This window comes from Stenotrophomonas sp. NPDC077420 (genome assembly GCF_044543385.1).
In the GTDB taxonomy this organism is placed as follows: domain Bacteria; phylum Pseudomonadota; class Gammaproteobacteria; order Xanthomonadales; family Xanthomonadaceae; genus Stenotrophomonas.
This window is the reverse complement of the sequence record NZ_JBITVZ010000017.1, coordinates 70,558-91,394: the sequence shown is the minus strand read 5'-3', so window position 1 is coordinate 91,394 and position 20,837 is coordinate 70,558. Positions and strand designations below refer to the sequence as shown.

The following is a 20,837-nucleotide window of genomic DNA, read 5'->3' as shown; positions in this document are numbered from 1 at the left end:
GGCTGCGCTGCGTTGCAGCAGGCGCCGACAGGTGGATGACAGCTTCCCCGCACTAGGCTGCGCCATCGCCATGCACCCCCGTGCGGACGCGTCCCGACAACCTGCGGGCTGGCACGGCCACACGGCCCTGCCCGCCAACCGCCATGTACCTGGGAGGGTTCATGCACTTAGATCTCCTGCGCCGCCGCGGGCTGGCCGCCTGCGCCCTGTTGTTGCCCATCGCCCCGCTCTGGGCCGCCGACGACGCCGAGGCGGACCGCCCGGTCACCGCGACCTTCGGTGGGCGCCTGCACCTGGATTTCGCGGACTTCGACAACGACGCGCGCGGCACCCCGAACAAGGACGACACCGAGATCCGCCGCGCCTGGCTGGACATGTCCGGCCGGTTCTTCGTGGTGGACTACAAGCTGGAAGCGGACTTCTCCGGCGACCGGGTCGAAGCCAAGGACGTGTATGTCAGCCGCGATTTCAGCGGCGGCAAGCTCAGCGTGGGTCAGTTCAAGCAGTTCTTCTCGCTCGATGACCGCACCGGTTCCAACTACGGCAGCTTCCTGGAGCGCGGCAACGCCGGCACCACGCTGGCCCCGCTGTACCGGTTGGGCGCGTCGTGGCAGGCCGCCAGAAACGACATGACCTGGGCCGCCAGCGCCTACAGCCTGGAGAGCATCGATGCGTGGCAGGTAAAGGGCCGTGCGGCCGGTGGCCGCGCTACCTGGGCGCCGGGCGCCACCGCCGGCGATGTGCTGCACCTGGGCCTGTCGCTGGCGCACGAGCGCTACGACACGCCCGGCGCCAACGGCGTTCCTGCCCTGCGTATCCGCCCGCGCCCGGCCGGGCACCTGTCCGACAACAGCCGGCTGACCCTTGTCGACTTCTCGGCAGGCCGCGATACCGACGTGAACAAGTGGTCGCTGGAGTACGCACAGGTGCGCGGCCCACTGTCGTGGCAGGGCGAGTTCAGCGGTGCCACCTTCGACGACGGCAGCCAGCGCGGTACCGTGCTGGCCGGCTACGGCATGCTGAGCTGGTTCGTCACCGGGGAATCGCGCGGCTACGACCGCAAGACCGGGCGCTTCGCGCGCATCAAGGACATCCGGCACAAGGCCGGTGCCTTCGAGCTGGCGCTGCGTTACGACCAGATGCGTGGTGAGCAGCACCTGATCGGCCAGCCGGACCTGCGCGACGGGCTCACCGAAGCCTGGACCCTGGGCGGCAACTGGTACCTGCGCACGAACCTGCGCTTCATGCTGAACCTGATCGACAGCCGCAACCGCGACCGCCTGGCGGCCACCACGGTGGACCACACCCGCGCGGTGACCGGCCGGCTGCAGTTCAATTTCTAACCTTTCCTCTACGCAGTAAGGAGTCCGCAGATGATGCTGAGCATCCTCGGCTTTGGCATGGTCATTACGTTCATGTACTTGATCATGAGCAAACGACTGTCGCCGCTGGTCGCCCTGATCACCATTCCGATCATCTTCGCGCTGCTGGGCGGATTTGGTAACGGGCTGGACGAGATGATGCTGGACGGCATCAAGAAGATCGCGCCGACCGGCGTGATGCTGATGTTCGCCATCCTGTACTTCGGGGTGATGATCGACGCCGGGCTGTTCGACCCGCTGGTGCGGATCATCCTGCGCCTGGTCAAGGGCGATCCGATGAAGATCGTGCTGGGCACCGCCGCGCTGGCGATGTTGATCTCGCTCGATGGCGACGGCTCCACCACCTACATGATCACCGTGTCGGCGATGCTGCCGCTGTACCAGCGACTGGGCATGAATGCGTTGAACATGACCTGCGTAACCATCCTCGCGGGCGGCGTGATGAACCTCACCCCGTGGGGCGGCCCTACCGCGCGTGCGGCCACCGCGCTGCACGTGGACCCCGCCGATGTGTTCGTGCCGCTGATCCCGGCGATGGTGCTGGCCTGCGCCTCGGTGCTGCTGCTGGCCTGGTACCTCGGTCTGAAAGAACGTCGCCGGCTGGGCGTGGTGAAGCTGCCGCACGGCGGCAGCTGGATGGACTCCAGCGTGTCCGACGACGGCGCGCTGCCGACCGTGGAAGACGCCGAAGACACCAAGCGGCCGAAGCTGCTGTGGGTGAACCTGGCGCTGACCCTGGCGCTGATGACCGCGCTGATCCTGGGCGTGCTGCCGATGCCGGTGCTGTTCATGGTGGGCTTCGCCATCGCGCTGGTGATCAACTACCCCAACCTGGCCGAACAGCGTCGCCGCGTGGTCAACCACGCCGGCAATGTACTGTCGGTAGTGTCGCTGATCTTCGCGGCGGGCATCTTTACCGGCATCCTCAACAACACGGGCATGGTGGAGGCGATGTCGCGCAGCTTCCTGGCCGTCATTCCGGATGCGTGGGGTCCCTACCTGGCGGTGATCACCGCGCTGGCGTCGATGCCGTTCACCTTCTTCATGTCCAACGACGCCTTCTACTTCGGCGTGCTGCCGATCCTGTCCGAGGCGGCCGGCAATTACGGCATCACCCCGGTGGAAATGGCGCGCGCCTCGCTCGCCGGCCAGCCGGTGCATCTGCTGAGCCCGCTGGTGCCGTCCACCTATCTGCTGGTGGGACTGGCCAAGGTGGAATTCGCCGACCACCAGAAATTCACCCTGAAGTGGGCGGTGATGGTGTCGCTGGTGCTGATGGCCGGCAGCCTGCTGTGCGCCCTGTATCCGTTTGCTGCCTGATGATCTTCAAGGAGTCCTGACATGACGCTTCGCATCGCATACGTCACCAGCGGCATGGGCAGCGTGGGTACTGCCATCTGCCAGAAGCTGGCCCGCAACGGCCACACCGTGGTCGCCGGCTGCGCCCCCAACTCGCCGCGGAAGGCCGGCTGGCTGCGGGAGCAGCGCGAGCTGGGCTTCGATTTCATCGCCTCCGAAGGCAACGCGGCGGACTGGCAGTCCACGGTGGCGGCCTTCACCAAGGTCAAGGCCGAGGTCGGGGAGATCGATGTGCTGGTCAACAACGCCGGTGGCAGCCGCGACGTGCTGTTCCGGCAGATGAGCCAGGACGACTGGAATGCGGTGATGGGCTCGAACCTGCATGCCTTGTTCAACATCACCAAGCAGGTGATCGACGGCATGGCCGCACGCAGCTGGGGCCGGATCATCAATATCGGGTCGGTGAGCGCGCACAAGGGCCAGATAGGCCAGGTGAACTTCGCCACCGCCAAGGCGGCGATGCACGGTTTCAGCCGGGCGCTGGCCAATGAGGTGGCCACGCGCGGGGTGACGGTCAATACCATTTCGCCGGGCTACATTGCCAGCCAGTCGATCAGCAGCTTCCCGCCGGATGTGCTGGATCGGCTGGCCGGCTCCGTGCCGATCCGCCGGCTGGGCAAGCCCGAAGAGGTGGCCAGCCTGTGTGCGTGGCTGGCGTCGGATGATGCCGCCTATGTGACCGGCGCCGATTATGCGGTCAATGGCGGATTGCATATGTTCTGATGCAGTGCCGGGATGACGGGCAATGTGCCGACCAACGGTCGGCACCTACCCTGCATCCCAGATGGATGTCGCACCGGGCGGTAGCGCCCGACCGTTGGTCGGGCGGCAACCCACCGTCAGAACTCCGCGCTGACCGTCATGAACAACTGCCGCGGCGCGCTCGCGTGGATGGCATACCGCGTTCCGGCCGGATCGGTCGGAGCGAATGAGCTCAGCTGCCCGGCGTAGCGCTTGTTGGTCAGGTTGGTCGCATTCAACGACACCTTGACGTCGCGCAACCCCAGCCCCGGCCCAAACGCATAGCCCATGCCCGCATCGAAGGTGGTCACACCCGGCACCGACTGGTCGTTGGTATAGGTGTAATACCGCTTGCCGGTGTACTTGGCGCGCAGGCTCGCGAAGAAGCCGTCGCGGTTCCAGCTGATCTCGCTGGACGCCATGCGCTGCGGGGTATCAACGGTGATCTTGCCAGCCACCGGCACGATCGCACCACCGGAGGTGTAGTCGTCCTCGTAGGTGCTCTTGTTCCACGACACCGCGTTGTACCACTGCAGCCCGGCAACCGGCTTGAGGATGAAGGTCAGCTCGGCGCCCTGGCTCTTCACCGACCCCACGTTGATGAAGCGGGTGATGCACTCCGGGCGCGTGCCGACTTCGATGCTGGTGCAGGGATTGAGCGACAGCAGGCGGTTGTCGAACATCACATGGTAGGCCGCGATCGAGGCCTGGTACTTCTCGCCGAAGGTACGGAAGCCGGCTTCGAACGAACGCGACTTCTCCGGCTCCAGGTCGTTTACGCTGGCCGCGAACGATTCCGGCGACACCTGCAGCGGACCGCCGCTGCCACCGCCCACGAAGGCCGCGATGTTTTCCGAGTACGAGGCAAACACCTCGTTGTTGGGGCTGAGCTTGAAGCCGATACCGGCCTGCGGCAGCACCGATTCCTTGGCGGTCAGCGTGCCGGACGCATAGCTGGCTTCGGTGCCGGGCCTGGACACGGCGGTCATGCGGGTGTTCGGGCTCTTGATGCCCACGTCCACGGTCAGGCGATCGTCCAGGAAGCGCATGCGATCCTGCACATAGAACTGGCGGGTGCGGATGTCGTAGTCCTGGTCGAACAGGCGACGGTTCGGGTAGTTGAGGTACCCATCATCCAGGAACGGGCCGGTGATGTAGTAGAAGTTGCGCTCGACATTGTGGTCATTGCGTTCGTACCACAGGCCGGCCTCCAGTTCGTGCAGGCCCAGCTGCCAGCTCAGCGCGGCGGTGACGCCCTGGCGGTTGATGGTGTAGTTGGTGCTGCGGATGGAGATCGGCAGCGCCTGCGGCGTGCCGGGGTTCGAGGCCTGCCCCGGTGCCCACCAGTGGCCCTGGCCACGGTTCTCGTGGTGGTAGGCCAGCAGCTTCAGGCGGGCGCTGTCGCCCAGGGCAAGGTCGGCATCCAGCGAGTACAGGTTGTCGTCGCGCAGCGCGCGGCTCTGGTAGTAAGCATCGTCGATGCTGTTGACGCCACCACTGAAGGCGCAGCGCTGCGCGTTGTAGGTGGCCGGCGCGCAGTAGGCGGCGGCCAGCGCGCGGTCCCAGTCGGGCGCGTAGATGTTCCAGTCCCAGCCGAGGCCGCGTTCGAGCATGCTCTTGGAGAGGTAGGCATAGTTGGCCTGGCTGACCCGCGAGGTGGCGGCGAAGGCGCCGAAGCGATGGTCGCCCACGTTCCAGACGGCCTTGGCGTTGAACTGGCGGGTGGTCTGGTTCTGGTTCGGTTCGGCCCACATGTCCGCGTCCTGGTGCACACCGGACACATAGGCCGAGAAGCCATTGAGATCGCCCGTGTCCACGCGCAGGAAGCCACGGCGCTGGTTGTCGTCGCCCAGAGTGACGCTGGCACGGCCGCCGAATTCGGTGGCCGGGTCCTGCGAGAAATACTGGATGGTGCCGCCCAGGTTGCTGGTGGACGCCACACCCAGTGAGCCGATGCCCTGGGACAGCTCGGCGCCGGCCAGGTTTTCGGCGATCAGTGCACGGGCGATGCTGAGCCCGTTGTAGTTGCCGTAGCTGTTGTCGCCCAGCGGAATGCCGTCGAGCGTGTAGCCGAGGCGGCTCTTGTCGAAGCCGCGCAGGCTGATGGTCTGCGATTCCTCGTTGGCGCCGAAGGCGTCATTGGACTGCACGGACACGCCGGGCAGGCGGTCGAGGATTTTCTGCGCGCTGGTGCCCGGCGGCAGCACCTGCTTGTCCACGGCGGTGATGCGCTGCACCTGCCGGGTTTCACCCTGGCCGATCACCGATACGGCGTCGAGGGTGCGGGCGCTGGCCGCGCCGTTGGCGTCGAGGGTGGCGTCCACGTCGGCGGCGTGCGCGTTGGAAGCGCACAGCGCGATCGCCACGGCGATCGTCAGGGGTCGGTTGAGCATGAGGGTCCGTTGCATGATGGAGGTGCCTGCGTGATGCAGGTGCGCGGCCATCTTGCGGACGCAACATGAAAGGATTCTTACGGGTGGCCGAAGCGTGTCGCAAAGTGCGACGAGGTGCCTGTATTCAAGGGAATCACGGCGCGCCCGCCAACGATGGGTGCTACCGCCTCATTCTGCAGCCAGCTGATCCATCCGGATACGGTTGGCAAACAACGAGAACGCCAGCATGCCCGCCAAGCCGTTGGCGCGGCTGACCCAGTGCGGCAGCCAGCGCGGCGGGCGAAGAATGCCTTCTTCGAACAGCGGGGCAAAGTCCAGGGCGTCGGTCAACGACATCTTGCCGGCGAACAGCCACCGGCAGTTCTGGAGGCGGTCCTCGGCCAGCATGTGGCGGAAGAAGGTGTGGACGGAGACCAGTCCGCGCAGGTAGACGGTGTCCTTGGTGAAGGCCGCGCCGCCGGTGACGGGAACGCCGCGGAACACGCGCTGGGCCGAGGCGAAACTCTCTTCGCTGTTCTGCCCGGCGTCGCAGAAATACCGGAACACCTGGATGAAGTCCGCGCCTTCGCGGGCCATGGCAATGGCTTCGGTGCGCAGGCTGATGCGCTTGAGACGCTCGATGTCGATGCTGCCGGTGATCTGCTCGGCGAAGGTCGCCAACCCTTCCTGCGTGGCGGTAACGCGTGGCGAGGCCAGCGCCAGGCTGGGCAGGTGCGGCTGTTCGCGCCCGTTCAACGCGGTGAGAGAATGCACCAGGGCTTCATGGTGGAACAGCTGCGCGCGGTCGTAGGCGCTGAAGCGCGCACTGGTACGCAGGCGGATGCGGGTAGGACCGGCGGCAGCCTTCGAAATCAGCTCCGGATCCAGCTGTACGCTGATGATGCGCGACTCGAAGAACGCGTCCAGGTCGCTCTGCAGCTGGAGCTGCAGCGCGGTGGCCGACACCGGCACCTGTTCCTCCGGCGCCAGCAGTTCGTGATCCAGCTCCTGGGCGATCTGGATGAAATGGCGTGCGGCGTCGCGGGTACTGGGGCCGGTGCCGGGCAGCGGCTGTTCGGGTGCGCCGTACAGCTCCACCGAATAGCGGTCCACGTCTGCGGTGCCGAGGGATTCCAGCAGGCCGGCGGCCAGGTCCCAGCTGTGCGCGGAGCGGCGGACGTACAGGCCGATCGGATGGCTGGGGTCGCATTGGGCGCTGATCGCGGCCAGCTCCCGTCGGGTGTCGGCAAAGTCCAGTTTCGGGTACGCCAGCACCGGCATCAGCGGCTGACCGCGCGCTACGCTGGCCAGGAACGGGCCCTGCAGCGACGCGGGCCAGCTGGTCAGCCCAAGCAGCTTGATGTCCGCCACCGCCTGCACCAGGCGCGCGTCCAGCGCGGTGTGGTGGGCGACGTCACGATCCACGGTCATCGGCGGCGTTCGTGGGACGCTGTTCATGAATGGACCTTATCAGGGTCTGGGCAGACATGTGAGCCAGTTCCGGCTTGTTGAGCATAATTGGCCTACAGTTGGTACAGAAGTAGCCAACGGAGAGTCCCGTGTCGCCCACAGATCGCCGCAGCCGCCCCGATCCTGACAAGCCCACCGCGCGTGGCAGCGCTGCTCGCAGCACCAGGCGCAGCACCGGCTCCGTCCACGAGCCGCTGGCCGCCTGCGAGGCGCCCGCGAGGGTGAATGCCTTCCGAACCCTGCTGCGTACCGCGCCGCTGGCCGAGCGGGTGCGCATCGAGCGCGAGGGCGTGCCTTATCAGGTGGTGAAGAGGCTCATTGACGACATTTTTGCCAGCAGCACGGAATTCCAGACGTTCGTCCGGATTCCCAAGGCCACCTTCACCAAGAAGATGCGCGACAAGTCGCTGTTTGCCGGCACCACCGGGCAGTCGGTGGTCGGGTTGATGGAGCTGATCAACAAGGTCGAGGACATGCTCGCTGCGGAACCGGACAACCCCGCCGCCAAAGACTTCGATGTGGAACGTTGGGTGGGCCAGTGGATCCAGCGCCCGCAGCCCGCGCTGGGCGGGCTGGCGCCGGCCGAGCTGATGGACACCCCCAGCGGGCGCGCATCGGTGATGCGGGTACTGGGCGCGGTGCAGAGCGGCGCCTATCAATGAAGCTGGCCCGGATCGGGTCCACCGGGCCCACCTGGGCACCGGACGACATGACCGGCGCGGGCGCCGCCACCTCGCCCGGGCGCTGGAACCGTGAAGGGGAACGGGTGATCTATGCCGCGCCCAGCCTCGCCATGGCGGTGCTGGAAACGGCTGCGCATATCGACGACAGCGGCTTGCCGCTGAACACGTACGTGATCGAGATCGACGTGCCCGACGAGGTGTGGGCGGCGCGGTTGAGCGTTCCAGCCCACGCGCTACCGGTGGGCTGGGATGCGGTTCCGCACGGGATGGTGTCGATCGAGACCGGATCGCACTGGTATGCCGACGGCGCCCACGCGATCGTCGAGCTGCCGTCGGCGATCGTGCCGGAAGAAACCATCGTGCTGATCAATGCACAGCATGCGGACAGCCGGCGGATGCGTGCGCGCGCTGCGCGCCGGTTGCAGTACAACCTGTTGTTGCGGGGGCGTTAGGGGCCGCTCAGGCGTGGAGTCAGCGTTTTTTCGTGGGCCGCCACTGTGCGCCTTTGCTGACGTGGCGGCGTTCGATGGCCTGCTGGGCCTGGCGGACCGCAAGCTTCGCAGCGGCGGCGGCCACCTCTTCCTTGAGCTTGAAATAGTTGAGCAGGCGCTCCTCATCGAGCTCGCCGGAGTCGATCGCCGCACGAACCGCGCAGCCCGGTTCGCGCTGGTGGGCGCAGTCGCGGAAGCGGCACTGTTCGGCCAGCGCTTCGACGTCGGCGAAGCCCACTTCACCCAAGGCTTCTTCGCCGGTGGGCTTGAGTTCGCGCATGCCGGGGGTGTCGATCAGGCAGGCACCGGAGGGCATCGGAATCAGCGCGCGGTGGGTGGTGGTGTGGCGACCCTTGGAATCGTTGCCCCGCACCTCGGCGGTTTTCATCAAGGCGTAGCCCAGCAGGGTATTGGTCAGCGTCGACTTGCCCGCACCCGAGGAACCCACCAGGACCACGGTCTGCCCTGCTCCCAGCCACGGCAGCAGCGCGCTGGCGCTGGCCGGATCGCGACCGTTGATGGCCAGCAGCGGAATGTCCTGCGCGGCCAGCTCTTCCAGCACCGCCAGGGCATCTTCGCTGTACTCGGTCTGGTCGGCCTTGGTCAGCACCACCACCGGGCGCGCACCGCCGCCGCCGACCAGCATCAGGTAGCGCTCGATCCGGCGCGGGTTGAAGTCCGCGTCCAGCCCGCAGACGATGAAGACGGTATCGATGTTGGCCGCGATCACCTGCTGGTGGTAGTGCTCGCCGGCGGCGCCACGCTTGATCGCGGTACGGCGCGGCAGCAGGGCCACGATCAGGTTGCCGTCCAGCAGTACCCAGTCGCCCACGGCGGCGCGTTCGTGGCTGGGAAAGCGCGGGCGCTGCCATTCGGCCGGCGACTCGGTCTTGATCGCCGCGCCAGGGGCATCGGCCACCACATAGCCGGTGCGGTGCTGTTCGACCACCCGGCCGGGGCGGGCCTGCGGGTGTTGTTCGAACAGGGCCTGCCAGGCCGGCAGCTCGGGGGCGCCTGCCCAGGGCCAGCCCATGGTCTGCAGGGCGCGGTAGTCGATCGGTTCGCTCATCCGCCCATTCTAGGGGTCCACCTCCCCCCGCGTCTCAGCCATGGGCGGCAACTGCCCGCCAATACTGGGGTTTTGCCCGGGAACCCTTGCCCTGCAACGCAGCATTTCCGCTAGTATGCGATTTCCATGCCCGATCACGGCCCCGCCATGTCCACGCCCCCGCTGAAGCCGCTTGCCACCCGCGAGCGCCTGTCCGAAGTCCGCTACGAAATCCGGGGCGAACTGGCGCGGCGAGCGCGTGAGCTGGAGGCGCAGGGGCGCAAGCTGATCAAGCTGAACATCGGCAACCCGGGCAACTTCGGGTTCCGCGCGCCGGAACACCTGCAGCGCGCCATTGCCGACGACATGGGCCGCACCGATCCGTATACCCACCAGCAGGGCCTGCCCGAAGCGCGTGAGGCGATTGCGACGGCGTATGCACGCCGCGGCGCGCCCGACGCGCACCCGGACCGGGTATTCATCGGCAACGGCGTGAGCGAGCTCATCGACCTCTCGCTGCGCGCCCTGCTCAACCCGGGCGACGAAGTGCTGGTGCCCTCGCCCGACTACCCGTTGTGGTCGGCGGCAACCATCCTCAACGACGGCCGCCCGGTGTACTACCGCTGCGCGCCCGAGAATGGTTTCCAGCCGGACCCGGCCGAGATCGAAACGCTGGTGTCCTCGCGCACCCGTGCGATCGTGTTGATCAACCCGAACAACCCCAGTGGCGCCAGCTATCCGCGCGCGCTGCTGGAGCAGATCGTAGACATCGCGCGCCGGCACAACCTGCTGCTGATGGTCGATGAGATCTACGACCAGATCCTGTACGACGATGCGGTATTCCAGCCGGTCGCGCCACTGGCCGGCGAGCACCCGTGCATCACCTTCAGCGGGTTGAGCAAGGTGCATCGTGCCTGCGGCTGGCGGGTGGGCTGGGCGATGCTGTCCGGTGCGGCCGAACGGCTGGGCGAATTCCGCGCGGCGATGGACCTGCTGAGCGCGCTGCGCCTGTGCGCCAACGTGCCGGGGCAGTACGCCATTGATGCAGCCGTGAATGGCCCGGACACCGTATCGGCCCTGTGTGCGCCCGGTGGGCGCCTGTACGAAACCCGGCGCGCGGTGATCGAGGCGTGCAGCGCCAGCGAACACCTGTCGCTGGTCGCGCCGGCTGGCGCGCTGTATGCCTTCCCGGCCGTGGTGGGTGCGGCCGCACGCGGTTTCGATGACCATGATTTCGCGCTGGAACTGATGAACGAGGAAGGCGTGCTGGTGGTGCCCGGGTCGAGCTTCAACGTGCCCTATCGCCACCACTTCCGCGTGACCCTGTTGCCTGAAGCCGAGGTGATGCGTGATGTGTTCGCGCGCATCGACCGCGCGTTGGCGCGCCGCGCCGAGGCCAATACCAAGGTGGTTCCGCTCAAGCCGCGCAGTGCGGTGGCCTGAGGTGGTGGCGCTGCGTTACCTGGCGCTGGGCGACTCCTACACCATCGGTGAAGCAGTGGACCCTGCCGGGCGCTGGCCGGAACAGCTGGCCACGGCCCTGCAGGAGGCCACCGTGGTGGTGGGCGCACCCCAGATCATCGCCACCACCGGCTGGACGACTGATGAGCTGGACGCCGGCATTGATGCGGTCGCGCCGCAGGGCCCGTTCGATCTGGTCAGCCTGCTGATCGGCGTCAACGACCAGTACCGCGGGCGCAGCGTGGAGGAGTACCGTCCGCGCTTCACCGCCCTGCTGGAGCGCGCGATCGCATTCGCCGGCAAGCGTCCGCAGCGGGTCCTTGTGCTGTCGATTCCCGATTGGGGCGTGACCCCGTTCGCACGCGACAACGGCCGCGACCCGGCACGGATCGCGCGCGAGCTGGATGCCTACAACGCGGCCGCGCAGGCGATCTGCGCCGAACACGCGGTGGCGTTCGTGGACATCACCGCGGTCAGCCGCGCGCGTGGCGCGGAACCGGCGATGCTGGCCGGGGACGGCCTGCATCCTTCGGCGGCGATGTATACCGAATGGACGCGTCTGGCCTTCCCGGTCGCGCGTACCCTCCTGGATGACGAGGCCACACGCTGAGCACGGACGCATCACCACTGGCCAGGGAACAGGCCCGCCGCATCGCCGATGCGTTCATGCCGGCGCGGCGCTTCGGCAACCGCCGCGATTACTACTACAGCCGGGGAAAGCTCGGCAGCGATCCGCTGTACCCGGGCGTGCTGGGCGCGCTGGCACCGTGCTCGCGGCCGCTGCTGGATATCGGCTGCGGGCTGGGGCTGCTGGCGCACGTGCTGCGGCAGAACCAGCGCCACCAGGCGTATGTCGGCGTGGATATCGACCCGGACAAGATCGCGCGTGCACAGCGCGCCGGGGCGCGGGCAGCGCTGGCGGATGCGCGCTTTGCGTGTGTGGACGCCAGCGCCGCCCTGCCCGACCACCACGGCAGCGTGGCGCTGCTGGACGTGCTGCAGTACCTGCCGGCCGAGGCCCAGCCGGTGCTGCTGCGTGATGCCGCCGCGCGGGTGGCGCCCGGCGGCCGGCTGGTGATCCGCACCACGCTGGCCGACAACAGCGGCCGCGACCGCACGACCCGCGTTACCGACATGCTGGCGCATCTGGTGGGATGGATGGGCACGCGCCCGCGCCATTACCCCGACGCGGCGAGCGTACGCGCACCGCTGGAAGCGGCCGGGCTGCAGCTGGCGATGGCACCGCTGTACGGCAATACGCCGTTCAACAACTGGCTGGTGACCGCGGTGCGTGGGGAGCGGGCGTGAGCGTTCCGCGCCCGCGCCATTCCGCGCTCGGCATCGCGGCACTGGTGGTAAGCCTGATGGCGCTGGTGCTGTTCGCGGTGACCGCGCATGTCGCCCACCTGCCGCGCTATGCGGGCATGCACGAAGCGCCGGTGGCGGTGCTGGTGATGCTGTTCGTGTGCCTGGGGGTCACGGTGGTGGGCCTGCTGTTGGGCATCGGCAGCGCGTTGCAGCACCAGCGCAGACGGGTCACCGGGGTGCTGGCGCTGGGGCTGTCGATCACGTTGCTGTGGGCGCAGGCGTCGCTGGGCAGCTGGGTGCACCAGCAGTGGGAGCACGCCCACCCGGTAGCGGCAGACCGGCGGTAGCGCCACGCAGGGCGTGGCGCTACGGGGTGTGCGGCAAGGCCGCCTGCAGGCCGCGCGCCTGGATGGCCTGGAGCACGGCTTCGATGATCGCGAGGTTGTGGCCGTGGGCGGCGCCTTCGTGCAGCAGGATGATCGCGCCCGGGCGCAGATCCGCCACGATGCGGTCGATGACCTGCTGCGGCTGGCAGTTCACACCGTCGAAACCGCGCGCGCTCCAGCCGACCCGGGTCAGGTTCCAGCGCTTCAGCGCCGGGGCGACGAACGGGTTGGTCATGCCCACTACCGAGCGGTACCAGCGTGGCGGGGTGCCGGCGATGTCGGCCAGGGCCTGCTGGCAACGGGCGATCTCGTCGGCCATGGTCGACGGGCCCAGCCGCCAGAAGCGGGTCTGCGGGTGGGTGTTGCTGTGGTTGCCCAGGTCGTGGCCGCGCGCCAGCACCTGCCGCACGAGGTCGGGACGGGCGGCGGCGCGCTCGCCGACCATGAAGAACGTGGCCCTGGCCTGGTAGCGGTCAAGCAGGTCCAGCACCGCGGGGGTTTCGGCCGAGGGACCGTCGTCGAGGGTCAGCCAGACCTGTCCGGCCGGGTCCGGCAGCCGGCTCAGTACCGGCGCGTAGAAGCGGCTGTTGGGCAGGAACACCGGCACCAGGAACAGGGCGTGCGAGGCCACCATCAGTGGCAGGCCGACGGACCAGCCCAACTGCCACCAGACCAGCGCAACGGCCAGCTGGGAGAGCGCCAGCCAGGGCAGCCAGCGCCACGGGCGGCGGGGAATGCGATGCAACGTTTCTGGAACGGTCATGCCCCATGATGCCATGCCGCGTAGAATGGACGGCTCGAATACCCCCGGACCCTGACCATCATGTCCCTTGATCCCGCCCTGCGTTCGCGCATCGAATCCATCCTCACCGCCGACCGTGTCGTGCTGTTCATGAAGGGCCAGCCGACCATGCCGCAGTGCGGGTTCTCGGCCAAGGCCGTGGGCGCGCTGCAGGACCTGGGCGTGGAGTTCGCCCACGTCAACGTGCTGGCCGACCCGGAGATCCGCGAGGGCATCAAGGCCTACGGTGACTGGCCGACCATCCCGCAGCTGTACATCGACGGCGAGCTGGTCGGCGGCAGCGACATCATCCTGCAGATGGCCGGCAGTGGTGAGCTGAGCAGCGTGCTGGGCCTGGCCGCGCCGGACCGCACCCCGCCGCGCATCACGGTGACCCCGGCCGCGGTGGAGATGCTGCGCGGTGCGCTGGCCGACGCCCCCGGCGCCGCGCTGCAGCTGGGCATCGACGCGCAGTTCCAGCCGAACTTCCAGCTGGCCCCGCACGACGACAACGCCATTGCCGCTGAATCCAACGGCCTGCGCGTGCAGTTCGACCTGGCCAGCGCGCGCCGCGCCGAGGGCATCACCATCGACTGGGTGGACGACATCCGCGGCAAGGGCCTGGCCATCGACAACCCGAACGCGCCAAAGGCCGTGCAGGAACTGGCTGTTCGCGACGCTGACGACCAGCGCCGCGCCGGCACCGTGACCATCGTGGACGTGCGCCCGGCGGACGAGCGTGCGATTGCTGCGATCAACGCCCCGTTCGAAACCTTCGACGGCGACAACCGCGCCCGCCTGGAAGCCCTGCCCAAGGACACCCCGCTGGCGTTCCTGTGCCACCACGGTGGCCGCAGCGCGCAGGCGGCCGAGCAGTTCCGCGCACTGGGTTTCAGCAAGGTCTACAACATCACCGGCGGCATCGATGCCTGGTCGGACGCGGTGGACAACAGCGTGCCGAAGTATTGATCACGCGCAACACCGACGCGTGTCACGCTTCAAGAAAAACGCCGGCAATGCCGGCGTTTTTTGTCTACCCCGCGAAGCCACCCTCGGCGAGGTAATCCAGTTCCTCCGGCGTCGGCATGCGGCCCAGTACCGCGTTGCGGTGCGGGAAGCGTCCGAAGCGGCGGATGATGTCACGGTGCAGTTCGGCGTACTGCAGGTATTCCTTGTCGCCCAGCACATCGAACATCGCCACCGAGCGCTCCTGGTCCTGCGGGTCTTCGGAATGCTCGAACGGCAGGTAGATGAACGCGCGCAGCTTGGGGACCAGCTGCAGGTCCAGGCCCTCTTCCACCGCGCGCATGGCGTAGTGGCGCGCCAGCCCGTCGGTGGCGTAGGAATGGGCGGTGTCGCGGAAGCAGTTGCGGGGAAACTGGTCGAGCAGGATCATCAACGCCAGCGCGCCATCGGCGCTCTCCAGCCAATGCTCGCGCGCGCGCCGTGCAGCGGCGAAGTGTTCGTCGAGGAATGCCTCGTGGAAACGCGCATCGAACGCGTCATCGCGCGTGAACCACTTCTGCGGTCCCGCGTCGCGCCAGAATTCCACTACGTTTGCCGCCACGTCCATTCATTACCCCTGCGGGCGGCGCGCCGTCCAGGCGCCCACCCAAGCCAATGCCATCACTCGTCAAAGCGCAGGTGGCGGACCGACTTGCCGTTGCGCCGTATAAGCTTAAGCGCCTCGATACCGATCTGGATATGGTTTTCGACGAACTGGGAGCTGACCTTGGCGTCGGAGGCCTCGGTCTTGACCCCATCGGGAACCATCGGCTGATCGGACACCAGCAGCAGCGCCCCGATCGGGATGTGGTTGGCAAAGCCGGCCGCGAACAGGGTGGCCGTTTCCATGTCGATGGCCATGCAACGCATCAGCCGCAACCGCTCCTTGAATGCCTCGTCGTGCTCCCAGACCCGCCGGTTGGTGGTGTAGACGGTGCCGGTCCAGTAGTCGTGGCCGAGGTCGCGGATGGTGGTGGACACCGCGCGCTGCAGGGCGAAGGCCGGCAGCGCCGGCACTTCCGGCGGCAGGTAGTCGCTGGAGGTTCCCTCGCCGCGGATCGCCGCGATCGGCAGGATCAGGTCGCCCAGCTGGTTCTTGCGCTTGAGTCCGCCGCACTTGCCCAGGAACAGCACCGCCTTGGGCATCACCGCCGAGAGCAGGTCCATGACGATGGCCGCGTTGGGGCTGCCCATGCCGAAGTTGATCAGGGTGATGCCGTCGCTGGTGACGCTGGCCATCGGCCGGTCCAACCCCTGCACCGGTGCCCCGGTGAGGTGCGAAAACAGGTGCAGATAGCCGCCGAAGTTGGTCAGCAGCACGTGCGGACCGAACTGGTCCAGCGGCACGCCGGTGTAACGCGGCAGCCAGTTTTCAACGATTTCCTGTTTGCTTTTCATTTTTGGTTCCGTTGCCAAGAGCAGCCGAACAACAGTCGGCTCTACCGGTCGGCGCCGCCCTATTTTCATGCGCTTGGATGGATAAGCAAGCGGGGCGGGGCCGCACCGTGCGTTTGGTCACTTGGCAAGGCCGGGCGCAGCCGTTAGCGTCGCGGGAGTATTTCACGCCGCATCGGGGACCACATGCGTACACGATTGACCGCCGGGCTGGGCCTGGCGCTGTTCACCCTGGCTGCGCCTTCGGCACCGGCAGCATCGCGCTTCACCCAGGATCCCTACCCCAGCACCTACGCGCCGATTGCCTCGGCCCCGGTGCTGATCCGCAATGCCACCGTGCTGACCGGCACCGGGGCCCGCCTGGAGCGCACCGACCTGCTGCTGCGCGAGGGTCGCATAGCGGCGCTGGGCACCGCGCTGCAGGCACCGGCCGATGCGGTCCAGGTGGATGGCAGTGGTAAATGGGTCACTCCGGGCATCATCGATGTGCACTCGCACCTGGGCGTGTACCCCAGCCCCAGCGTGGGCGCGCATGCCGACGGCAATGAAATGACCGCACCGGTCACCGCCAACGTCTGGGCCGAACATTCGGTGTGGCCGCAGGACCCGGGCTTTGCCGCCGCGCTGGCCGGCGGCGTGACCTCGCTGCAGATCCTGCCCGGCTCGGCCAACCTGGTCGGCGGCCGTGGGGTGACCTTGAAGAACATTCCGGCCACTACCTACCAGGCGATGAAATTCCCCGGTGCGCCATGGGGCATGAAGATGGCCTGCGGCGAGAACCCCAAGCGCGTGTACGGCACCGGCAAGGGCGTGGCCCCGCAGACCCGCATGGGCAGCGTGGCCGGCTACCGCGCTGCGTTCATCGATGCCAGCGAGTACCTGGCCAAGAACGCGCCGAAGAAGGTCAGGAAGAAGCGCTGGTTCGGTGGCAGCGACAAGGGCGACAGCGCCGGCGACAGCGGCGGCAAGCGCGACCTGAAACTGGACACGCTGGCCGGGGTGATCGACGGCGACATCCGCGTGCACATCCACTGCTACCGCGCCGATGAAATGGCCACCATGCTGGACCTGGCCAAGGAATTCGGCTTCAAGGTCGCCGCGTTCCATCACGGCGCCGAGGCCTACAAGCTGGCCGACCGGCTGGCCGCCGAGGGCGTCTGCGGCGCGCTCTGGGCCGACTGGTGGGGCTTCAAGATGGAGGCCTTCGACGGCATCCCCGAAAACATCGCACTGGTCGACCGCCCGGCCAACAGCTGCGCGATCGTGCACTCCGATTCGCCCGAGGGCATCCAGCGGCTCAACCAGGAAGCGGCCAAGGTGATCGCCAACGCGCGCCGTGCCGGCATGCAGATCGCGCCCGAGCGGGCGATCGGCTGGCTGACGCTCAACCCGGCCCGGTCGATGGGCATCGAACAGCAGACCGGCAGCCTCGAGGTCGGCAAGATGGGCGACGTGGTGGTCTGGAACGGCAGTCCCTTCAGTTCCTACGCGCTGGCCGAGAAGGTCTATATCGACGGCCATCAGGTCTACGACCGGCAGGACGCACGCAGGCAGCCGCTGTCGGACTTCATGCTCGGCCAGGAGGCACGCCCATGAGCGCGCGTTCGCGGATGTCCCTGCTGGTGCTGGCACTGCTGGCGGCTTCACCGGCCAGCTGGGCGCAGGACCTGCTGGTGCGCAATGCCACGGTGCACACCGCCAGCGCGCGCGGCAGCCTGGAGCACGCCGACGTGCTGGTGCAGGGCGGCGTGATCCGTGCGGTCGGCCCCGGACTGGCCGCGCCGGTGGGGGCGACGGTGGTCGAGGCCAACGGCAGGCCGTTGACCCCGGCCTTGTTCGGCGGGATCACCGACATCGGCATCGAGGAGGTCTCCGGTGAGGCGACCACGGTGGACAGCACGCTGAAGCTGGACGACCAGCCGCTGCGCCCGGAGTTCGACGTCACCCTGGCCTACAACCCGGCGTCGGTGCTGATCCCGGTGGCGCGGCTGGACGGGATCGGCTTCACCGCGCTGGGCGCCAACAGCGGCGGCGGGTTCGTCGCCGGCCAGGGCGGGGTGATGCGGCTGGATGGCAGCGCCGATCCGATCGGCCCGTTGTCGCTCTACCTGCGGCTGGGTTCGGCTGCAGCCGAACTCACCGGCAACTCGCGCGCGGCGCAGTGGATGCTGCTGGAGCAGATGGTGAGCGAAGCGCGCGGCCGGGTACCGGTCGACTCGCCGCACGCCCTGCTGACCCCGGCCGGGCGCGCCACGCTGGCGCGCTACCTGGCCGGCCAGGGCCGGCTGGTGGTGGAGGTGGACCGCGCCGCCGACATCCGTCAGCTGGTGCGCTGGGCCACCCGGGAAAAGCTGAAGGTGGCCGTTGCCGGCGGGGCTGAAGCGTGGCGGGTCGCGCCGCTGCTGGCACAGGCCGGGGTACCGGTGTTCGTCGATGCATTGGGCAACCTGCCGGCCAGCTTCGACCAGCTGGGGGCCACCCTGGAGAATGCCGCGCGCCTGCATGCCGCCGGCGTGGCGGTCAGCTTCACCCAGCGCGACGACCCGTCGCACAACGCACGCAAGATGCGCCAGCTGGCCGGCAATGCGGTGGCCAACGGCCTGCCCTGGCAGGATGGCCTGGCCGGGCTGACCCGGGTGCCGGCACAGGCGCTGGGCGTGGGCGACCGGCTGGGCAGCATCGAACCGGGCAAGCTGGCCGACCTGGTGCTGTGGGAAGGCGATCCGCTGGACGTGGGCCACTACGCCGAGCAGGTCTGGCTGGGCGGGCGCGCGGTGCCGATGCGTTCGCGCCAGACCGAGCTGCGCGACCGCTACGCCGCCCCGGCCGGCAGCGAACCGCGCGCATATTCGCACTGAGGACCCTTCCATGAGCCTGCGCTGGTACTTCGATTTCGTCTCGCCGTTCGCCTACCTGCACTGGCAACAGCTGAAAACGCTGCCGCAGTTCGACCGGATCACCCCGGTGCCGATCGCCTTGGGCGCAGTGCTGCACCACATGGGCAACCTGGGCCCGGCCGAGATCCCGGCCAAGCGCCGCTTCACCTACCGGCAGGTGCTGTGGCAGGCGCAGCAGCAGGCCACGCCGCTGCGCTTCCCGCCCGGCCACCCGTTCAACCCGCTGGCGGCGCTGCGCCTGTGCCTGGCGGCGGACGCCACCCCGGCGGCGGTGGACATCCTGTTCAACTGGATCTGGCGCGACGGCCGCGCCGGCGACACCCCTGCGGCGCTGGCGCTGCCCGGTGCGATGCTCGATGTGGCCGACGTTGCCGCGGCGGTGGCAGCGCCGTCGGTGAAGGAGCAGCTGCGCCAGAACACCGAGGCCGCCATCGCGGCCGGGGTGTTCGGGGTACCCACCCTGTCCATCGGCGGCGAGCTGTTCTGGGGCAACGACAGCCATGCGCTGATGGCGGCGGTGCTGGCCGACCCGGGCCTGTTGCGGCAGCCAGAGTGGGAACGGGTGCTGGCCCTGCCGGTAGCGGTGGAGCGCAGCCGGCCAAGCTGACCGGCGTGGTCAGGTAAGTCGGCGCGTTTTGGGATAGCTTTCACATTTTCGAACACACACCCTGCCTGGAGGGGGCAAACAGGATGCGCATCGGAATCGTGGTCGACTCTGCCTGTGATCTACCGCAGGACTTCATCCAGCAGCACAACATCGTGCTGCTGCCCATCACCGTCCGGATTGGCGAGGCCGTGCTGGCCGACCACCGCGACGAACAGGCCACCTTGAGCTTCCTGCACGCCCACGTCGCCGAACACGGCGCCGAGGCCGAAACCATTCCCTTCAGCGTGGCGCAGATCCGCGATCTGTTCCTGGGCAAGCTGGTGATCGACTACGACCATGTGTTCTGCATGACGATCACCAAGACCCGCAGCCCGATCCACGAGAACGCGATGCAGGCCAGCTTCGCGATCCTCAACGACTACAAGCCGGTGCGCCAGGCGGCCGGCCACAACTCGCCCTTCGCGCTGCGCGTGCTGGATACGCAGAACCTGTTTGCCGCCCAGGGCGTGACCGCGGTGGAAGCGGTACGGCTGCGCGACAGCGGCGCCGGCGTGCAGCAGATCCGCGAGCGGCTGGAAGAACTGGCGCTCAACGTGCACGGCTACATGGTCACCCGCGACCTGTACTACATGCGCGCCCGCGCACGCCACAAGGGCGACCGCAGCGTGGGCCTGATCAGCGCCGCGCTGGGCAGTGCGCTGGACATCAAGCCGGTGCTGCACGGTTACCGCGGCACCACCGGTCCGGTGGCGAAGATCAAGGGCTTCGACAACGCGGTGCAGAAGCTGTTCGACTTCGTGGGCCAGCGCGTCCGGGCCGGGTTGCTGACCCCGACCGTGTGCGTGAGCTACGGCGGCGAACTGGCCGACCTGCAGGCGCTGCCCGGCTACGCCAGCCTGCGCGAAACCTGCAAGGCGCACGGGGTGGACGTGTACGAGTCGGTGATGAGCCTGACCGGCATGGTCAATGTCGGCAAGGGCGCGGTGACCATCGGTTTCGCCGACGGCCCGCACACGTTTACCGCCTGAGTGATCCGGCCGGTTCGTGCACGCCGATTGCACCCGGCGTCTGCGAACCTTGCCGCACTCGATGGAGACCACCATGACCCAGTACAGCATCAGCCTGCCGGATCCGGCCAAGGCCCGCGGCAACGATTCCGACCTGTCCTTCCATTCGCAGAGCGCCGGCGGCTTCGCCGAAGAACTGCAGGATGCCCTGCGCAGCACCACGTTGTTCGAGCGCTGGCGCGCCAAACAGCCTGATCCTGATGCGGTGGAGCTGCAGTGGGGGGCCACCGATCCCGGTGCCTCCGTGACCGGCGAGCAGAAAGACCTGCGGATCAACCTCCTCGTCTCGACCACGATCGACAGCGACGTGTTCAAGCAGCGGATGCGCCTGCTCGCCGGCAATCATTGGGAACTGCGCGACGTGCAATGAACGCCGCGCCCTGA

The 20,837-nt window shown here is 68.0% G+C and carries 21 protein-coding genes; 15 read left to right on the top strand and 6 right to left on the bottom strand.

Annotation, left to right across the window (positions count from 1 at the left end):
* Window positions 1–161: 161 nt before the first annotated feature.
* From ACIGII_RS15785 to phbB, 3 genes are read left to right on the top strand one after another with little or no spacing between them, the layout of a single operon-like run.
* Window positions 162–1,343 (top strand): OprO/OprP family phosphate-selective porin, encoded by a 1,182-nt coding sequence (locus tag ACIGII_RS15785; protein WP_399639643.1) that lies wholly within the window; start codon window positions 162–164, stop codon window positions 1,341–1,343.
* A gap of 33 nt (window positions 1,344–1,376) precedes the next feature.
* Window positions 1,377–2,702 (top strand): CitMHS family transporter, encoded by a 1,326-nt coding sequence (locus ACIGII_RS15780; RefSeq protein ID WP_399639699.1) that lies wholly within the window; start codon window positions 1,377–1,379, stop codon window positions 2,700–2,702.
* 21 nt (window positions 2,703–2,723) lie between these two features.
* Window positions 2,724–3,464, top strand: a complete 741-nt coding sequence (gene phbB / locus ACIGII_RS15775; RefSeq protein ID WP_145479238.1) for an acetoacetyl-CoA reductase — start codon at window positions 2,724–2,726, stop codon at window positions 3,462–3,464.
* A gap of 116 nt (window positions 3,465–3,580) precedes the next feature.
* On the opposite strand, the gene ACIGII_RS15770 is transcribed toward phbB, so the two are convergent.
* Complete coding sequence (locus ACIGII_RS15770; protein ID WP_399639696.1) at window positions 3,581–5,875, bottom strand: TonB-dependent receptor; 2,295 nt, start codon at window positions 5,873–5,875, stop codon at window positions 3,581–3,583.
* A 168-nt stretch (window positions 5,876–6,043) separates the two neighbouring features.
* On the bottom strand, window positions 6,044–7,285 hold the full coding sequence (locus tag ACIGII_RS15765; RefSeq protein ID WP_399639640.1) for a flavohemoglobin expression-modulating QEGLA motif protein: 1,242 nt from the start codon (window positions 7,283–7,285) through the stop codon (window positions 6,044–6,046).
* A gap of 128 nt (window positions 7,286–7,413) precedes the next feature.
* Here ACIGII_RS15765 and ACIGII_RS15760 point away from each other — a divergent pair, with 128 nt between their 5' ends.
* Window positions 7,414–7,986 carry an antitoxin Xre/MbcA/ParS toxin-binding domain-containing protein gene (locus ACIGII_RS15760; RefSeq protein WP_399639638.1) on the top strand — a complete coding sequence of 191 codons (573 nt, stop codon included), beginning with the start codon at window positions 7,414–7,416 and terminating at the stop codon, window positions 7,984–7,986.
* The gene (locus ACIGII_RS15755; RefSeq protein ID WP_399639635.1) at window positions 7,983–8,459 is read left to right on the top strand and encodes an RES family NAD+ phosphorylase; all 477 of its coding nucleotides are present in this window, start codon (window positions 7,983–7,985) and stop codon (window positions 8,457–8,459) included. The genes ACIGII_RS15760 and ACIGII_RS15755 overlap by 4 nt, the downstream gene beginning before the upstream one ends.
* A 19-nt stretch (window positions 8,460–8,478) precedes the next feature.
* Here ACIGII_RS15755 and rsgA read toward each other — a convergent pair whose 3' ends face one another.
* Window positions 8,479–9,567, bottom strand: coding sequence for a ribosome small subunit-dependent GTPase A (gene rsgA / locus ACIGII_RS15750; protein ID WP_399639633.1), 1,089 nt, complete (start codon window positions 9,565–9,567; stop codon window positions 8,479–8,481).
* Between the two features lie 147 nt (window positions 9,568–9,714).
* On the opposite strand from rsgA, the gene ACIGII_RS15745 reads away from it, so the two are divergent.
* The 4 genes from ACIGII_RS15745 to ACIGII_RS15730 are packed head-to-tail and all read left to right on the top strand — an operon-like array spanning window position 9,715 to window position 12,662.
* Window positions 9,715–10,989 carry a pyridoxal phosphate-dependent aminotransferase gene (locus ACIGII_RS15745; protein WP_399639631.1) on the top strand — a complete coding sequence of 425 codons (1,275 nt, stop codon included), beginning with the start codon at window positions 9,715–9,717 and terminating at the stop codon, window positions 10,987–10,989.
* 4 nt (window positions 10,990–10,993) lie between these two features.
* Window positions 10,994–11,617 carry an SGNH/GDSL hydrolase family protein gene (locus tag ACIGII_RS15740; protein ID WP_399639694.1) on the top strand — a complete coding sequence of 208 codons (624 nt, stop codon included), beginning with the start codon at window positions 10,994–10,996 and terminating at the stop codon, window positions 11,615–11,617.
* 56 nt (window positions 11,618–11,673) lie between these two features.
* Window positions 11,674–12,315 (top strand): methyltransferase domain-containing protein, encoded by a 642-nt coding sequence (locus ACIGII_RS15735; RefSeq protein ID WP_399639628.1) that lies wholly within the window; start codon window positions 11,674–11,676, stop codon window positions 12,313–12,315.
* The gene (locus ACIGII_RS15730) at window positions 12,312–12,662 is read left to right on the top strand and encodes a hypothetical protein (protein ID WP_399639626.1); all 351 of its coding nucleotides are present in this window, start codon (window positions 12,312–12,314) and stop codon (window positions 12,660–12,662) included. The genes ACIGII_RS15735 and ACIGII_RS15730 overlap by 4 nt, the downstream gene beginning before the upstream one ends.
* 19 nt (window positions 12,663–12,681) lie before the next feature.
* Here the strand turns inward: ACIGII_RS15730 and ACIGII_RS15725 are convergent, their stop codons facing one another.
* Window positions 12,682–13,464, bottom strand: coding sequence for a polysaccharide deacetylase family protein (locus tag ACIGII_RS15725; protein WP_399639623.1), 783 nt, complete (start codon window positions 13,462–13,464; stop codon window positions 12,682–12,684).
* Between the two features lie 60 nt (window positions 13,465–13,524).
* Between ACIGII_RS15725 and grxD the strand changes: the two genes are divergently transcribed.
* Complete coding sequence (gene grxD, locus ACIGII_RS15720; protein WP_399639621.1) at window positions 13,525–14,451, top strand: Grx4 family monothiol glutaredoxin; 927 nt, start codon at window positions 13,525–13,527, stop codon at window positions 14,449–14,451.
* A 64-nt stretch (window positions 14,452–14,515) separates the two neighbouring features.
* Here grxD and ACIGII_RS15715 read toward each other — a convergent pair whose 3' ends face one another.
* Window positions 14,516–15,055: a DUF924 family protein gene (locus tag ACIGII_RS15715; protein ID WP_399639619.1), complete on the bottom strand. Its 540-nt coding sequence runs from the start codon at window positions 15,053–15,055 to the stop codon at window positions 14,516–14,518.
* A gap of 53 nt (window positions 15,056–15,108) precedes the next feature.
* Window positions 15,109–15,885 (bottom strand): AMP nucleosidase, encoded by a 777-nt coding sequence (locus ACIGII_RS15710; protein WP_399639617.1) that lies wholly within the window; start codon window positions 15,883–15,885, stop codon window positions 15,109–15,111.
* Between the two features lie 183 nt (window positions 15,886–16,068).
* On the opposite strand from ACIGII_RS15710, the gene ACIGII_RS15705 reads away from it, so the two are divergent.
* The 5 genes from ACIGII_RS15705 to ACIGII_RS15685 all read left to right on the top strand — a co-directional run bounded on the left by ACIGII_RS15705 (window position 16,069) and on the right by ACIGII_RS15685 (window position 20,823).
* Complete coding sequence (locus ACIGII_RS15705) at window positions 16,069–17,478, top strand: amidohydrolase (protein ID WP_399639616.1); 1,410 nt, start codon at window positions 16,069–16,071, stop codon at window positions 17,476–17,478.
* On the top strand, window positions 17,475–18,740 hold the full coding sequence (locus ACIGII_RS15700; protein WP_399639613.1) for an amidohydrolase family protein: 1,266 nt from the start codon (window positions 17,475–17,477) through the stop codon (window positions 18,738–18,740). The genes ACIGII_RS15705 and ACIGII_RS15700 overlap by 4 nt, the downstream gene beginning before the upstream one ends.
* 10 nt (window positions 18,741–18,750) lie before the next feature.
* Window positions 18,751–19,386 (top strand): 2-hydroxychromene-2-carboxylate isomerase, encoded by a 636-nt coding sequence (locus tag ACIGII_RS15695; RefSeq protein WP_399639611.1) that lies wholly within the window; start codon window positions 18,751–18,753, stop codon window positions 19,384–19,386.
* An 83-nt stretch (window positions 19,387–19,469) separates the two neighbouring features.
* A complete protein-coding gene (locus ACIGII_RS15690) occupies window positions 19,470–20,414 on the top strand; it encodes a DegV family protein (RefSeq protein ID WP_399639609.1) in 945 nt (314 codons plus the stop codon).
* A gap of 73 nt (window positions 20,415–20,487) precedes the next feature.
* On the top strand, window positions 20,488–20,823 hold the full coding sequence (locus ACIGII_RS15685) for a hypothetical protein (RefSeq protein ID WP_399639606.1): 336 nt from the start codon (window positions 20,488–20,490) through the stop codon (window positions 20,821–20,823).
* Window positions 20,824–20,837 lie beyond the last annotated feature (14 nt).